Here is a 15,524-nt window from a genome sequence, read left to right as displayed (position 1 = left end):
TATTATGAATACATTATTCGACAAGATTTGGGACAAGCATGTTGTCCAGATTGTTCCGGACGGTCCTACACAGCTTTACATCGACCGTCTCTACTGTCACGAAGTAACATCACCTCAGGCATTCGCTGGTATGCGAGCACGCGGACTCAAGATGTTCCGTCCAGACCAGATTTTCTGTATGCCTGACCACAATACTCCTACTCACGATCAGGATAAACCAATCGAGGATCCTATCTCAAAGAAGCAGGTAGATACCTTGGCAAAGAATACCGCTGATTTCGGTGTTACTCACTTTGCCATGAACACAAAGGATAATGGTATCATCCACGTAGTAGGTCCAGAGAAGGGTCTTTCTCTTCCTGGTATGACTATCGTTTGCGGTGACTCTCATACTTCTACTCATGGTGCAATGGGTGCCGTTGCTTTCGGTATCGGTACTTCTGAGGTGGAGATGGTAATGGCTTCACAATGTATTCTCCAGAGCAAGCCAAAGTCTATGCGTATCAGCATCAACGGTAAGCTCAGCAAGGGCGTTACTGCCAAGGACGTTGCTCTCTATCTGATGAGCCAGCTCACTACTTCAGGTGCTACCGGTTACTTCGTTGAGTACAGTGGCGATGTAGTGAAGGATATGTCTATGGAAGGTCGTCTTACCCTCTGTAACCTCTCTATCGAGATGGGTGCCCGTGGTGGTTTCGTAGCTCCTGATGAGACAACATTCGAGTACATCAAGGGTCGTGAATATGCACCTAAGGGTGAAGAGTGGGACAAGGCTGTGGCTTACTGGAAGACCTTGAAGAGTGGCGATGATGCAGTCTTCGACAAAGAGTTGACTTTCGAGGCAAAGGATATCGAACCACGTATCACCTATGGTACCAACCCAGGTATGGGTATCGGCATTACCGAGAATATCCCAACTCTCGATGAGATTCCAGAGGAAGAGCAGGCTGGTTTCAAGAAGAGCCTGAACTACATGGGCTTCCAGCCAGGCGAGAAACTCGAGGGTCATCCTATCGATTATGTATTCCTCGGCGCATGTACCAATGGTCGTATCGAAGATTTCCGTGCCTTTGCTTCATTGGTTAAAGGAAAGAAGAAGGCAGATGGCGTAACTGCTTGGCTTGTACCAGGTTCATGGTTGGTTGATAAACAAATACGTGAAGAGGGAATTGATAAGATTGTTGAGGCAGCCGGTTTCGAAATCCGTCAGCCTGGATGCTCTGCCTGCCTGGCAATGAACGATGATAAGATTCCTGCAGGCAAGTACTCTGTAAGTACCTCCAACCGTAACTTCGAGGGTCGTCAGGGACCAGGTTCCCGCACCATCCTTGCCAGTCCATACGTAGCAGCAGCTGCCGCTATTACAGGTAAGATTACCGACCCAAGAGAGTTTATGTAATTTTTAATTAATAATGTACAATTAATAGTGTACAATTGATAAGTACAGTTATGAAACAGAAATTCAATGTAATTACATCAAGCTGCATTCCTCTTCCTTTGGAGAATGTAGATACAGACCAGATCATCCCAGCCCGTTTCCTCAAGGCCATCGATAAAGAGGGTATGGGCGACAACCTCTTCCGCGACTGGCGCTACAATGCCGACGGAACTCCAAAGCCAGACTTCGTGATGAACGACCCTTCTTACAGTGGTGTCATCCTCGTAGCTGGCAAGAACTTCGGTTCAGGTTCTTCACGTGAGCACGCTGCCTGGGCTATCGCAGGTGCAGGCTTCCGTGTAGTCATCAGCTCTTTCTTTGCTGATATCCACAAGAACAACGAGTTGAACAACCTCGTATTGCCAGTAGTAGTAAGCGAGGAATTCCTGAAAGAACTCTTCGAGAGCATCGACAAGGATCACAAGACAGAGGTGAAGGTAGATCTTCCTAACCAGACCGTGACCAATCTTGCTACCGGCAAGAGCGAGCACTTTGAAATCAACGGCTACAAGAAACACTGTTTGGAGAATGGTTTGGACGATGTAGACTTCCTCGTTCAGAACCGCGACAAGGTTGAGGCTTGGGAAGAGAAGAATAAATAGGTAATGTTGAATGTTGAGTGTTGAATGTTGACTTGCAGGGTAAGAAGCAGGTTGATAGGGCGAAAGCCTCATTTAACACTTAACATTTAACACTTAACATTAATAATTAAGATGAACGTTAACGCAAAGAGAGATAATTCCCGCATCAAGGAGATTGAGATCATGGACTGCACGCTGCGCGACGGCGAGCAGACCAATGGTGTCAGTTTCCTTCCTCACGAGAAGTTGATGATAGCAAGAATGCTGTTGCACGACATCAATGTAGATCGCATTGAGGTGGCTTCAGCGCGTGTGTCAGAAGGTGAAAAGGATGCTGTCGCTCGAATTTGCCGTTATGCTAAGACTATAGGTAAACTGGATTCCGTTGAGGTATTGGGATTCGTGGATAACAACAAGAGCGTGGATTGGATTGCTGAATGCGGCGGTCATGTCATCAACCTCTTGGCTAAGGGTAGCTACAAGCACTGTACCCAGCAACTCAAGATGTCGCCTGAGGAGCATCTCGCTCATATCAAGCAGACTATTGACTATGCTTTGAGTAAGAATTTCACCGTGAATCTCTATTTGGAGGATTGGTCGAGTGGCATGCGTGATAGCCGTGACTATCTCTTCATGATGATGGACGAGCTGGTGAAGTTGCCTATCAAGCGCTTCCTGCTTCCTGATACGCTGGGTATTCTGAATCCGTTACAGTGTGTGGAGTACATGCGACAGATGGTTCGCCGGTATCCGAATTCTCACTTCGACTTCCATGCCCATAACGACTACGATTTGGCGGTGAGCAACTCTCTGGCTGCCGTATTGAGCGGCGCCAAGGGTCTTCATGTTACCGTGAATGGCTTGGGCGAGCGCTGTGGTAATGCACCATTGGCGAGTGTTCAGGTGATTCTGAAGGATATGTTCGAGGCAAAGACCAATATTAAGGAAGACCGTCTGAACGATATTTCCCGATTGGTTGAAGGATATAGTGGCATTGCCGTGGCTCCGAATACTCCGGTAGTAGGAGACAACGTCTTTACCCAGGTAGCTGGTGTGCATGCCGATGGTGACAACAAGGACAAGCTTTATTGCAACGACCTGGTACCTGAGCGTTTCGGCAGACATCGTGAGTATGCGTTGGGTAAGAACTCAGGTAAGGCGAATATCGTGCAGAACCTCAATGAACTGGGATTGGAACTGACGCCTGAGCAGACCAAGGCGGTGACCAAGCGAATCACAGAACTCGGCGACCGCAAGGAACTGGTAACCCAGGACGACCTGCCATACATCGTGAGTGATGTGTTGAAGCATGGAGCTCCAGAGGATAAGGTGAAACTGGTAAGTTACATGGTATCAACCTCCTACGGTTTGAAGCCTATCGCCAGTGTAAAGGTAGAAATAGAGGGTAAGGAGTATGAAGACCGTAGCTCTGGTGATGGTCAGTATGATGCTTTCGTAAAAGCCCTCCGCAATATCTACAAGGTGAAGCTCGGCAAGACCTTCCCTAAGCTCGACAACTATCAGGTAACCATCCCACCTGGTGGTCGTACCGATGCCCTCGTTCAGACCGTCATCACCTGGCGTGAAGGAGATCGTATCTGGCGCACCCGAGGCTTGGATGCCGACCAGACAGAAGCAGCTATCAAGGCAACGCTGAAGATGATTAACATGTACGAGGCTGACAAGAGCGATGAACAGGCTGTTTCGCCTCGAAATCTGGATATGGAATAATATCTCCGAAGATTACAGAAATATCTCCGAAGGTTACGAAATTATCTCCGAAGGATATGAAAATATCTCCGAAGGTTACAAAAAATAAACAATTAAAAAATCAAATAAGATGAAATTAAACATTGCAGTTCTCGCCGGTGATGGTATCGGACCAGAGATTATGAAGCAGGGCGTAGCAGTTATGCAGGCCATTGCAGAGAAGTTCAACCACGAGTTTACTTACAACGAGGCTATCTGCGGCGCTCACGCTATCGACGAGGTAGGTGATCCATTCCCAGAGGAAACCTTCAAGACTTGTATGGATGCTGACGCTGTGCTCTTCGCAGCCGTTGGCGACCCACGTTTCGACAACAACCCTACAGCCAAGGTTCGTCCTGAGCAGGGCTTGCTCGCTATGCGTAAGAAGTTGGGTCTCTTCGCCAATGTTCGCCCAGTAGCTACATTCGATTGCCTGCTCCACAAGTCACCATTGAAGGATGAACTCCTGAAGGGTGCTGACTTCGTAGTTATCCGCGAGTTGACTGGCGGTATGTACTTCGGTGAGAAGTATCAGGATAACGATAAGGCATACGATACAGATATCTATACACGTCCTGAGATTGAGCGCATCCTGAAGGTAGCTTTCGAGTTTGCCATGAAGCGCAACAAGCACTTGACAGTAGTAGATAAGGCAAACGTATTGGCATCTTCTCGTCTCTGGCGTCAGATTGCCAAGGAGATGGAGCCACAATATCCTGAGGTAAACACCGATTATATGTTCATCGACAACGCTTCTATGCGCGTATTGACTGAGCCTACATTCTTCGATGTTATCGTTACAGAGAATACCTTCGGTGATATCCTGACCGATGAGACTTCTTGCATCACCGGTTCTATGGGCTTGCAGCCATCTAGCTCTCTCGGTGAGCACACACCATTGTTCGAGCCTGTTCATGGTTCATGGCCACAGGCAGCTGGCAAGAACCTGGCTAACCCTGTAGCTCAGATTCTTTCTGCAGCTATGTTGTTGGAGCACTTCGGTTTGAACGAGGAGGGCGCCTTGATTCGCAAGGCAGTAGATGCTTCTCTCGATGCCAATGTCCGCACACCTGAAATTCAGGTTGAGGGTGGTGCTCAGTATGGCACAACTGAGGTTGGTGCATGGATCGTTAACTGGATTAAGAATGCTTAATCTGTAAATGGATTTTTCGGCGCTGGGTGAATTTTCTATCCAGATGCTTTCTTGATAAAAGCCTTAAGAGGAGTGTTCCTTTCTCTTAAGGCTTTTCTTGTTGATTGTCCTGTCTTTCTGAAATTTAGTTCTTTTTGTAAACTCAAATAAGTTTTATAGTTTTTTATTTGGCAGTTTGCAAAAGTCTTCTTAACTTTGCACCATGAAAAGTTTTTATACATTATTATTGGCATCGATGGTTTCTTTGTCTGTATCTGCGCAGAACGTAGATGCCGACAAGGCACGTGCTGCTCAGAATAATGCCTTGCGCGATTCACTCTCCAAGGCTACAGAAGTGCTTGCATATCATCCCGACAGTATCGATCTGCGACTGAAAAAGGCTGCTTGGAATATCCAGCTGGAGCAGTGGCAATATGCGAAGGATGATCTTGATAAGGTACTCTTTCTGAACAATACCAATATCGCCGGTTTGTTCTATCGTGCCTTTGTCAATGAGAAGTTGCTCCGTTATAACTTTGCGCGTCTAGATTATCAGAATCTTCTGGTACTTGTTCCTGGCAATTTCCAGGCGCAACTTGGTCTGGCTTTGCTCAATGAGAAAGATAAGCATTATACCGAGGCATACGACGGCATCAATAGTCTGATAGAGCAATACCCTGACAGTGCGATGGCTTATGCTGCAAGAGGTGGCATGGAGAAGGAGAGGGGTATGCTTGAGCTGGCAGAGTTTGATTACGCCAAGGCGATGGAGTTGGATGCCGGTAATGAGGATTTTGCTTTCAATCATTTAGACATCCTGATTCTGCTTGGAAGAAAAGACGAAGCCTATCGTGATTTGAAGAAACTGCTCGATGCCGGTTGCCAGCCTGGCAGGTTGCAAGGTTTCTATGCAAGGTTGAAAAAGAAGAAAAAGTAGTATTTAAGAGTTATAAGAAAGAGTTTTTAAAGATAATAAGATAAGAAATGCATAAAATTATTCCCTATATCCTGGCTGCCTGTTGTCTCTGTATGGTGGCATCCTGCGATACCGTCTTCGATGTTCATCCGTATGATGTGCATGTCGACGGCGATAGAAATCTGAATGTTGCCAATATTCAGAAGATTGAGGCTGCAGTAAAGTCGAAAGATACAATCCGTTTTGCTATGATCAGCGATTCACACCAGTGGTTGGATGATTTGAAGAGTGAGGTTAATGATATCAATCGCCGCAGTGATTCCCTCGATTTCGTGATTCATTGTGGAGACCTTACCGACTTTGGTGCTACCCGTGAGTTTCAGTGGACCCGTGACCATCTTCAGAAGTTGAAGATACCTTTCGTGGCTCTGCTGGGTAATCATGACTGTTTGGGAACAGGTAACCAGTCTTATCAGAAAATCTTTGGTAATCCCGATTTCAGTTTCATTGCCGGTAAGGTAAAGTTTGTCTGTCTCAATACCAATGCCATAGAGTTTGACTATTCCCGCCCTGTACCTAATTTCGATTTCATGGAAGAGCAGGTTAAGGCAGATGCAGATGACTTTTCGCGTACCATTGTCTGTATGCATGCTGCCCCTTATTCAGAGCAGTTTAATAATAATGTAGCTAAGGTCTTCAATTTTTATACGCATCAGTTCCCGGGTTTGATGTGCTGCCTTTGCGGTCATGGTCATCATACCAAGCAAGAAGATATTTATGGCGATGGAATTATCTATTATCAGGTGGCTAATGCCGCTAAGCATCAGTACTATATATTCACCATTACTCCAAAAGGTTATCGTTATGAAATTATTGAGTTTTAAGCATATATTCATTCTGGGAGCTTTGCTTGCTGCTGGTTCTGTACAGGTTCATGCTGCCGATGAGGTTACCGGGAAAAGTGAGGAGTTGGAACTGAAGGATAGTATCGTTCATGATACTCTGGTGTTGGCGGATGGCAAACTGACCCGATATGACCGCCGCGTCATGCGCTACCGTAAGCATTGGGATTTGCTGATACCTACTAGTGGCATCATTCAGACCTGTGGCAATATGGGTATCATTTCGCTGGGTATCGGATGGGAATATGGTAAGCGCCGCCAGTGGGAAACGCAGCTCTTGTTTGGCTACATCCCGAAGTTCAGTTCTGACGATGAGAAGTTAACCATGACGCTCAAGGAGAATTTCATTCCTTGGCGTCGCAATATCGGTAAGGGCTGGTGGTTTGAACCGCTGGAGTGCAGCCTGTATTTCAATACGGTGTTCGGACATGATTTCTGGACTAAGCAGCCTACCAAGTATGAAAGCGGCTACTATCCGTTCTCTACCAGAGTCCGTCCTAATATCGCCTTGGGTGAACGTTTTAAGTATGATATTCCGCACAATAAACGTAAGCGTATCAAGAGTATTACGTTCTTCTATGAGTTGGGTACAACGGATATCTACTTTATGCGTTTCTACCGTAACGGAAATGCCGGTTTCTGGGATGTCTTCGGCCTCTCTATCGGTGCCAAGGTGCAGTACCTTTAAACCAAGAACTGGTTGATGAGTTTGCTTACTCTGATGATATCTTCATCGTTGAGCGATGAGTTGCAAGGCAGACTCAGTTCTTCGTCAGCTATTCTCTTGGCTACCGGAAATTCCAGATGGTTCATTTCCGGATAGCATGGCTGCAGATAGGGTGGGCGGAAGTAATGAATCTTTGTGCCGACCCCATTCTCTGCCAGAAATGCTTTCAGTTGGTCTCGCTTCGGGGTAAGGAAAGGGAAGACGTGGAAAACATTTTCATGAGCAGGAGAGATGAGTTTCGCAGCGATGCATCTGTCCTTGATGCTGTCATCCAGATGCTCCAGATATAGCTGTACCTGTCTGTATCTCGCTTTCTGTTCGTTTTCAGGATATTGCAGTTTCACATTCAGTACTGCAGCCTGCATCTCATCCATGCGCGAGTTTACGCCCTGATATCTGAAGATGCCGTCTTCAATCTTTCCATATTCATGTAGTGACATGATGGCTTCCGCCAATTCCCTGTTATTGGTAGTTACAGCTCCGGCATCTCCCAAAGCTCCCAGATTCTTGCTAGGATAAAAACTATGGGCGGCAGCATCCGAAAGATTTCCGGTATATCTTCTTTTCGATGGTTTTTCAGAAGAATCAGCTAGAGTAGTGGAGCATCCGAATCCCTGCGCATTGTCTTCGAAAAGCAAGAGATGATGCTTCTTGCAGATTTCAGCAATCTTCGGAGTCCATGCCAGTTTGCCATAGAGATGAACAATCATGATGGCTTTGGTCTTCGGTGTGATTCGGGCTTCTATCAGCCGGTCATCTATCTGTAATGTATCGATATTGGCATCCACCAATACAGGAGTCAGTCCTACGCTGCTGATGGCAAGTACGGTAGCGAAATAAGTGTTGGCAGGCACAATCACTTCATCACCTTTCAGCAGATTTCCGATAGCCAGTTCGCCCATCAGCATCAGTTTGAGCGCATCCGTCCCATTAGCGCAGCTGATGCAGTATTCTGTACCGATAAACTGTGCATACGATTTCTCAAACCTTTTTACGGCTTCACCTTGCAGATACCATCCGCTGTTGACCACCTTGTTGATAGCATCCTTTATCTCCTTCTCGTATGGCTCATTGATAGCCTTCAGGTTGAGATAAGGAATCTTCTTAACTTCTGTTTCCATTGTTTCTTCTGTGATGATTTATACAAGTGATAAGACTTGTTTCTATAAATAAAAACGGATGTTTTGCGGTATTTATTATATGGGGAGCTATAAAAAAGACAAGAGCAGCTATCTTCTCAGACAACTGCTCTACATTCAATAGGTATTAGTTTTCTTTAAGGTAAAAAGATTGTATTCAGGATAACGTTTGCAAAGGTACTAAAAAAAACTGAAATAAAAAAATAAAATGGCAACAAATTTACCATCAACTTAAAAAAAATTTTAAAAACCTTTTGCAGAGTCTTTTCTATTTGTACGAGAAAACAGATTTTTATATAAATAATGCCAAATAAAAAGCTGTGAAATGGAAAAACTGTCACGAAACCGTCTTTTTCCCTTTCACAGCGTTCGATGTCTAAAATCTTTCGATTTGTATGGTTGAAATTACTCAACTGAGCCCTTCGGCCTGTTTCAACCATACAGTTCGCACCAATTTCTTCTGCAACTTTCGAGAATCGGATATATTTTTCAGTCCTTATCGTTTAAAAGATTCTAAAAACCAATAATTATTATTTAAGAGTTCCCACTGTGGGAACTCTCATTTATTTTATTTTTTGTATCTTTGCACCGTGTTACACAGATTAGAACCTTATTACCTACTTTGGAGGCGTCGCGACAAAAACAGTAATGTACGGATCTCTACTTCCGAAAGCCAACGGAGGCGGAGACAGGAGAGATTATGCCCATAGCAAGAGAGCTATACAGCGCATTCTCAGCTCTGTGTTCACGGTGACACGGTGACAGGGTGACACGAGTTTTCCAACTTTTCGCCTCGCACGCGGGCAGGCAGGAAAAATCAGGCCGAAAGTTCCTGCCTGCCCGCGCGAGAGTAAATCTTCAGAATTCCCTGTCACCTCTGTCACCCTGTCACCCAGAAGTCGGTTGCTTCCGAGACGGAAATCAAAGACTTACGATGCAAAAGTCAGTTACTTACGTTGCAAAAGTCAGGGACTTATGATGCAAAAGTCAGTTACTTGCGATGCGAAAGTTAGTTACTTACGCCCCGTAATCCACTGGCTTACGACGCGAATTACAAGTGTTAACTCCTTTAAGATCAAACAAGCTATGGAGATAGAAGTTACATCAGGAGCAAACAGAGTCAGATCTGTTACCTTCATTTTTATGTTAATTCTTTAAAAAATCAATAAATAATCATCTATTTATTTGCATATATAAAAGAATTACCATATCTTTGCAATCGGATAAAGGCTTCTTTATTCAGGATTGGGGTGTCCCCGGTCGGGAAAGGGTTACTTCACTGTGACTCTTTTTTTTGTATTATTTTCCTTGTTCTTTTGGGAAAATCTTCATACCATATACCTTTCCGTTTAATTGGAAGATATTCTTTTTCAGTACATCAAAAGCAAGATTCACTCCATTAGGATTCAAAACATGTCGAGTTACCGGATAAGCTATCAAGTCAGCAATCTGAAGTCCAATTATATTTTCAGATTTCCATCTCATGTCGAACTTTTTAAAAACTTTTTTCATTCGATGACTATCCACCCAATATGTTCCTCTGTCTAACAGCTGATTATAATAATTAAGAAGGGATGCATCTTCCTTTTTGCCACGTTTTTCGATAATGGTACAAAGTTCTATGTCAGTCAAACCAAGAGAGTCTAAATAAAACACGACTCTTTCCATGATATACGATAAAGACAACCCATATACATCATTCAGTTTACCATACTGCCTGATATATGGTTCTTTTAATATCGAGCAGCAAACTACGACATATCCATTATCTCCAAGTATATCATTAACACCCTGGAAGAATCGTTTTTTGACATCAAGGTCAAACAAAACCTCGAATCCATTTTGACACTTTCTTATATCCCGACTATGAAAAATAATATTTATATTGTTCCAGATTTCCTTTTTAAGGACATTGATTCGTTCTGTCAACACTTTGTCCTGTTCCTCGGAGACAACAATACCACAAAGTGTAAATATAGGGAATTGTGGGTCAAAACTTGCTAAGTTTTGATCTCCGCATTCATCAAGATACAATATAAATTTATTCGCCATAATTTTTGCCTATTTAGAATGCAAAAATACAACTTTCTTTTCTATTTACAAAGTTTGCTGAGATAAAATAACTTAAAAGATCGCTATGAACAAGTATTCACCCCTTTATTGCATCAGTAGCTCATCATTAAAATATTTTGCCAAACATGATGTTCATCATTGTTTTGAACAGAATCTTGGCATCAAACCACCAGGATCTGTGCTCCAGGTAGTAGAGGTCAAGACTCAGTCTTCTCAGCATCTTCGGCATTGTATCCGTATATCCGTTATACAGGGTGGCATAAGAAGTAGCACCCGGTCGGATCTGATACAGATAAGTATAGCGAGGATCATGCTTGATGATTTGGTCGATGTAGTATTTCCGTTCCGGTCGGGGACCGACTAATGACATATCGCCTTTTACGATGTTCCACAATTGAGGAAGTTCGTCCAAATGGTGGGCCCTAATGAATTTTCCTACACGTGTGAGTCGAGTGTCGCCTTCAATCTCTAGTAGATTTGGACCATCTTTTTCTGCATCAGCCTTCATAGATCTGAATTTATAGATGTTGAAAGGTTTCCCGTGCAAACCTATACGTTCTTGCTTGTAGATGATAGGTAATCCATCTTCCCATTTGATAGCTAAGGAGATAATGACAAATAGGGGAGAAGATAGAACGAGACAAGGTACAGAAACAAGAATATCTGTAGAACGTTTTACGAAACGCTCCATTCTGTTGTTTCTATTCTTGGTTTCTGTTTTGTTTTGTATGGTCATTTCTCTACTTTTTTCTTTAGTTTGATTTTTTGATTGATACCGATGTGTAGCATCGTATAGAGGGCTATATCGATAAGTAAGATACCTGTTAATCCTACATTCATATTGCCAAGTATTACGTTGGTGCCAACGAAAGTTAGGGTTAGTAGGATGATAAAGAATAACGTATAGTGTTGGTTATATCCCATAGCCAATATCTTGTGATGTATGTGGCTTTTGTCTGCATCAAAGATTGGTTTCCTGTTTCTGATGCGATGTAACACTACTCGTACGACATCAAAAGTAGGTATGATGAGCAAACTGTATGCTATCAGTACGCGTTTTGGAGACATTGGCATAATATTGGGATTTACGGCAATTGCTTTGACAAATAGGAATGCCAAGAAGAATCCCAACGTTAAGCTGCCCGAATCACCCATGAATATCTTGGTACCTTTTTCTACTTTCCCCCACATATTATAATATAGGTATACTGTCAGTACGCCAACCAAACCTGCAATCATTACTTCATAAGCAATCAGGTTGTATGGTATGAAACAATAGAAGAAACCAAGCAGAGCAATGATGGAGAGACTTGTTGCCAATCCATCAATGCCGTCTATCAGATTGAGTGCATTATCTATGAACACAAACGTAAAGATTGTGAGAGGAATACCAATACTCGAAGGTATCTCGTAAATACCAAACAAACCATAGAGGTCATTAATCTGGAGCCCACATATAGGCATGATGCTGGCAGCGAGAATTTGAGCGGCAAATTTCACTTTAGCATTAAGACCGATTAAATCGTCAATGATTCCTACAGAGTAGATAATCGACAGACTCAAGATAAAACCTACGCTCCACATACTGAGAGAGATTTTGTCTTGAATATTATTTGTAGCTATGATAAGCAATACTGCCACAGCTGAAATCATCATGCTTGGTATGAATGCAATGCCACCCAATCGTGGTATAGGTGCGCTATGCACTTTTCTTAGGGTTGGAATATCATACAATTTTTTCTTCTTGCAGAATTTCAGCACTGATGGAATGAAAAATGCACCACATGTCATGCTCAGTATGAATGCTCCTATGATTGGTAATAATTCAGTTAACATATTTATATCTTCATTTTATTATATAAACTGAAAAGGTACGTGAATATTGTATAAAACATAAAAATTGTTTGGCTGTTTCATATAAAAGGAGTATATTTGCAGAAAAATGAGACAATATGACGCAACTGAATAGAAAATTGCCTTTAGGCATACAGGATTTTGAAGAGATGCGTAGAGATCATTATATCTATGCTGATAAGACTGATATGGTTTGGAAACTGGCTAATGGTACTAAATACAATTACCTGAGCCGTCCACGCCGTTTCGGTAAGTCTCTTTTGTGCTCTACCCTTAAGTGTTATTTTGAGGGTAGAAAGGAACTCTTTGAAGGTCTCAAAATTATGGAACTTGAATCGGAGTGGGTAAAACGTCCTGTAATCTATTTCAGTATGAGTTTGGGCGGTTCTTCTGCACAGACGCTTACAGAATATTTGAACAATGTATTGTCTTCATACGAGAAGATATATGGCAGAAATCCGGATGAGCAGTCTTTAGGTAATCGTTTAAATGGTATCATTCAGAGAGCATACGAACAGGCGGGAGTACAGATAGCCATTATTGTAGATGAGTATGATATTCCTTTGCAGCATACCTATGAAACCAATCATCATGATGCATGCCGTGAGATATATCGTAACTTCTTTACAGGGTTAAAAGACTATGGTTACTGCATCAAGTGCGTCTTTATTACTGGCATTACTAAGTTTACTCAGATAAGTTTGTTTAGTATGCTTAATACATTAACTAATGTCAGTTTTAGGAATGAGTATGCAACAATATGTGGTTTGACTAAAGATGAAATTCAGTTCTATTTTTCAGAACAGCTATCTGAATTGGCAGATAACTATGCTATCACGAAGAGTGCCCTTATGGATACAATGAGTTCTATCTATGATGGCTATCATTTCTCTCGTAGTCTCGTCGGTGTTTACAATCCTTTTAGTGTCTGTAATGCCTTGGCTAATCTGCGTCTAAATTCTTATTGGATAGCTTCTGGTTCCAACGAAATGTTGCTCAAGGTCTTGCGTAAATTCATCAACGAGATTCCTGAGCTGGACAATTGTTTGATTGATTCTGACTATTTGGAAATGAGTGATGTCAATATGAATGATCCAAAACTCTTCCTTTATCAGTCCGGTTATCTTACAATCAAAAAGGTAGTAGGTAGCAGTTATATATTAGGTTATCCTAACCGAGAAGTCCGAAATGCGATGTTTGGTATGATTCTTCCGATAATGTTGGATAAGGAGTCTTCGCAAGTAAGCAATGCTATTCAAGAATTAAAGATATCGATGCTAGCTGCTAATATCGATAGGAGTATGCTTTGTCTTAAGCAGTTGGTTGCTGGTACTCCTTACAGTACTCAAAAGAAGGAAAACTTTGTTTTTGAGGAGCATTTCCGTTTTATTCTGAAGAACATTTTCTATCTCTGTGGCTTTAAGGTCTCTGAGGAACAGCAGATGTCTGCAGGTAGAATAGATTTGGTGGTTGAAACTTCAGAAAATATCTACATTTTAGAACTTAAGATGTCTGATAATGGTGGTGTAGTTTCTGCCTCATATCAAATCTCTTCTCGTCATTATGTTGATGCCTATGCTGCATCTTCCAAGCCTGTTATCTCTTTAGCCCTCGAGTTTGACAGGCAAAGTAGAGGGCTGATAGATTGGAAGATGCTTTAAAGGAGTATAGTGAAGTAAAATTCTTATAGGTAGAAATAATGAATTATTTTTGAGCTAATGTTCAGGTAAGAAAGTGTGTCCTGAGACAGAATGAAGTCTGATATTGGCTATATTTGATAGATTTATTAGATTTCATTCTGTCTCAGGACACACTTACAAACTGCAAAGATAAGCTAATATTATTAATTTTCATTCACGTTGGTGACTATTTATTTGTCATGAGGGCTTCATTCTGATGAATAATCTTTGTATATTTAGCTATTACTCTTTGGACATCAAATAGGTTTTCGGCTTTTTTACGGCTCTCATCCGAAAAGTCCTGTTTCTCTTGTGGAGAGAGGTGTAGGTATCTTAACATAGCTTCCGCTAATGCGTCAGCATTGCGGGCAGGTACAAGAAAGCCATTTTTGCCTTCAATCACAGCTTCACGACAGCCTGGTATATCTGAAGTAATAATAGGCTTGCCTGATGCGCATGCTTCCATTAGGGCACGATTCATACCTTCGCTATATGACGGCACAGTAATAACAATGCCTTTTCTTTGGAACACCTTGTCCATATCGTGTGTGAAACCGATATATTTTACTATTCCATCTTCTTCGTCTTTACGAAGGCGCACTTCAGGTACGCTTTTCGGATATTTGGGGTCAAGAGAGCCTAATAACTCAAAGTTCACATTAGGATATAAAACTTTTACCTTACGGGCTGCTTTCGTAAACTCATCATAACCCTTATCCCACAAAATTCTGCCGATAAACAAAAATGTTGTATCATTAGAGGCATTGTTATATTTCTTATAGTTGTCTATGTTGATGCCTTCACCGCCTTCTAAAAAAACAATTTTTTTAGGAGCACATAAATGCTTTTGTTCAATTAGCCGGCGATTATAGTCATTGAGCACTATTATATGTTCTGCAAATGAAAGTCCAAATTGATAGAATGCTCTTGCTGCACGTAGTATGATACTGTCATTTATGAAAATATATCCTAACCCAGCCATCATAGCAGTAGAGCGACATCCTGCTAGTCTTGCGGCAATTGATCCATATATGTTTGGCTTGATGGTATATGTAAAAATGTAATCTGGTTGTTCTTTGCGGAAAATATGAAGCATCGTACGAAAATATTTCATGTCCTTTATTGGGTTCAGAGATGTGCGCTCCATTTTGATTGGAATGTAATGCACACCATCTGGAATGGTTGTTCTCATTTGTTTGTCTTCTTTTTCTGGAGCGACAAGTACAACTTCATGTCCTTTGTTTTTGAGATATTTTATAACTTCGCCTCGAAAATTTACCAATCCCCATAAGGTATTATCGCAAAATATAATTTTCATAATTTGATCTTCTTTA

At 42.2% G+C, this 15,524-nt stretch carries 13 protein-coding genes; 8 read left to right on the top strand and 5 right to left on the bottom strand.

The features are described from left to right. The first annotated feature begins 4 nt into the window (after positions 1–4). The 7 genes from leuC to F7D47_RS14120 all read left to right on the top strand — a co-directional run bounded on the left by leuC (position 5) and on the right by F7D47_RS14120 (position 7,406). The gene (gene leuC, locus F7D47_RS14150; RefSeq protein ID WP_118141592.1) at positions 5–1,399 is read left to right on the top strand and encodes a 3-isopropylmalate dehydratase large subunit; all 1,395 of its coding nucleotides are present in this window, start codon (positions 5–7) and stop codon (positions 1,397–1,399) included. A 50-nt stretch (positions 1,400–1,449) separates the two neighbouring features. Then, positions 1,450–2,040: a 3-isopropylmalate dehydratase small subunit gene (leuD, locus tag F7D47_RS14145; RefSeq protein ID WP_118255473.1), complete on the top strand. Its 591-nt coding sequence runs from the start codon at positions 1,450–1,452 to the stop codon at positions 2,038–2,040. Positions 2,041–2,151: 111 nt separating this feature from the next. Then, a complete protein-coding gene (locus F7D47_RS14140) occupies positions 2,152–3,750 on the top strand; it encodes an alpha-isopropylmalate synthase regulatory domain-containing protein (protein WP_153085487.1) in 1,599 nt (532 codons plus the stop codon). A 109-nt stretch (positions 3,751–3,859) separates the two neighbouring features. After that, entirely contained in the window at positions 3,860–4,921 is a 1,062-nt protein-coding gene (leuB, locus tag F7D47_RS14135) for a 3-isopropylmalate dehydrogenase (protein WP_006846817.1), read from the top strand. A 202-nt stretch (positions 4,922–5,123) separates the two neighbouring features. Next, positions 5,124–5,837: a hypothetical protein gene (locus F7D47_RS14130; RefSeq protein ID WP_228113392.1), complete on the top strand. Its 714-nt coding sequence runs from the start codon at positions 5,124–5,126 to the stop codon at positions 5,835–5,837. Positions 5,838–5,884: 47 nt separating this feature from the next. Continuing rightward, complete coding sequence (locus F7D47_RS14125) at positions 5,885–6,700, top strand: metallophosphoesterase family protein (protein ID WP_228113391.1); 816 nt, start codon at positions 5,885–5,887, stop codon at positions 6,698–6,700. Next, positions 6,681–7,406 carry a hypothetical protein gene (locus tag F7D47_RS14120; RefSeq protein WP_153085488.1) on the top strand — a complete coding sequence of 242 codons (726 nt, stop codon included), beginning with the start codon at positions 6,681–6,683 and terminating at the stop codon, positions 7,404–7,406. Before F7D47_RS14125 ends, F7D47_RS14120 begins: the two co-directional genes overlap by 20 nt. Here F7D47_RS14120 and F7D47_RS14115 read toward each other — a convergent pair. From F7D47_RS14115 to F7D47_RS14100, 4 genes are all read right to left on the bottom strand, one after another. Then, positions 7,403–8,566, bottom strand: a complete 1,164-nt coding sequence (locus F7D47_RS14115; RefSeq protein ID WP_153085489.1) for a DegT/DnrJ/EryC1/StrS family aminotransferase — start codon at positions 8,564–8,566, stop codon at positions 7,403–7,405. The genes F7D47_RS14120 and F7D47_RS14115 overlap by 4 nt on opposite strands. Before the next feature lie 1,317 nt (positions 8,567–9,883). After that, on the bottom strand, positions 9,884–10,636 hold the full coding sequence (locus F7D47_RS14110; RefSeq protein ID WP_022120945.1) for a DUF3800 domain-containing protein: 753 nt from the start codon (positions 10,634–10,636) through the stop codon (positions 9,884–9,886). A 127-nt stretch (positions 10,637–10,763) separates the two neighbouring features. Continuing rightward, a complete protein-coding gene (locus F7D47_RS14105; RefSeq protein WP_194252610.1) occupies positions 10,764–11,393 on the bottom strand; it encodes a sugar transferase in 630 nt (209 codons plus the stop codon). Next, positions 11,390–12,493, bottom strand: coding sequence for an MraY family glycosyltransferase (locus tag F7D47_RS14100; protein WP_153085490.1), 1,104 nt, complete (start codon positions 12,491–12,493; stop codon positions 11,390–11,392). The genes F7D47_RS14105 and F7D47_RS14100 overlap by 4 nt, the downstream gene beginning before the upstream one ends. A 116-nt stretch (positions 12,494–12,609) precedes the next feature. Between F7D47_RS14100 and F7D47_RS14095 the strand changes: the two genes are divergently transcribed. Beyond that, positions 12,610–14,172 carry an ATP-binding protein gene (locus tag F7D47_RS14095; RefSeq protein ID WP_153085491.1) on the top strand — a complete coding sequence of 521 codons (1,563 nt, stop codon included), beginning with the start codon at positions 12,610–12,612 and terminating at the stop codon, positions 14,170–14,172. A gap of 205 nt (positions 14,173–14,377) precedes the next feature. Here the strand turns inward: F7D47_RS14095 and F7D47_RS14090 are convergent, their stop codons facing one another. Next, positions 14,378–15,508 carry a glycosyltransferase family 4 protein gene (locus F7D47_RS14090; protein ID WP_153085492.1) on the bottom strand — a complete coding sequence of 377 codons (1,131 nt, stop codon included), beginning with the start codon at positions 15,506–15,508 and terminating at the stop codon, positions 14,378–14,380. Positions 15,509–15,524 lie beyond the last annotated feature (16 nt).

The organism is Segatella copri (assembly GCF_009494835.1).
GTDB classification, from domain to species: Bacteria; Bacteroidota; Bacteroidia; order Bacteroidales; family Bacteroidaceae; genus Prevotella; species Prevotella copri_F.
Note: the sequence above shows the minus strand (reverse complement) of the source record. Positions and strands in the feature narration are given on the sequence as shown.

Coding starts and splice junctions, on each gene's coding strand:
- F7D47_RS14140 (WP_153085487.1), top strand. CDS start 2,152: ATGAACGTTAACGCAAAGAGAGATAATTCCCGCATCAAGGAGATTGAG.
- F7D47_RS14095 (WP_153085491.1), top strand. CDS start 12,610: ATGACGCAACTGAATAGAAAATTGCCTTTAGGCATACAGGATTTTGAA.
- F7D47_RS14120 (WP_153085488.1), top strand. CDS start 6,681: ATGAAATTATTGAGTTTTAAGCATATATTCATTCTGGGAGCTTTGCTT.
- leuB (WP_006846817.1), top strand. CDS start 3,860: ATGAAATTAAACATTGCAGTTCTCGCCGGTGATGGTATCGGACCAGAG.
- F7D47_RS14090 (WP_153085492.1), bottom strand. CDS start 15,508: ATGAAAATTATATTTTGCGATAATACCTTATGGGGATTGGTAAATTTT.
- F7D47_RS14110 (WP_022120945.1), bottom strand. CDS start 10,636: ATGGCGAATAAATTTATATTGTATCTTGATGAATGCGGAGATCAAAAC.
- F7D47_RS14125 (WP_228113391.1), top strand. CDS start 5,885: ATGCATAAAATTATTCCCTATATCCTGGCTGCCTGTTGTCTCTGTATG.
- F7D47_RS14105 (WP_194252610.1), bottom strand. CDS start 11,393: ATGACCATACAAAACAAAACAGAAACCAAGAATAGAAACAACAGAATG.
- F7D47_RS14100 (WP_153085490.1), bottom strand. CDS start 12,493: ATGTTAACTGAATTATTACCAATCATAGGAGCATTCATACTGAGCATG.
- leuC (WP_118141592.1), top strand. CDS start 5: ATGAATACATTATTCGACAAGATTTGGGACAAGCATGTTGTCCAGATT.
- leuD (WP_118255473.1), top strand. CDS start 1,450: ATGAAACAGAAATTCAATGTAATTACATCAAGCTGCATTCCTCTTCCT.
- F7D47_RS14130 (WP_228113392.1), top strand. CDS start 5,124: ATGAAAAGTTTTTATACATTATTATTGGCATCGATGGTTTCTTTGTCT.
- F7D47_RS14115 (WP_153085489.1), bottom strand. CDS start 8,566: ATGGAAACAGAAGTTAAGAAGATTCCTTATCTCAACCTGAAGGCTATC.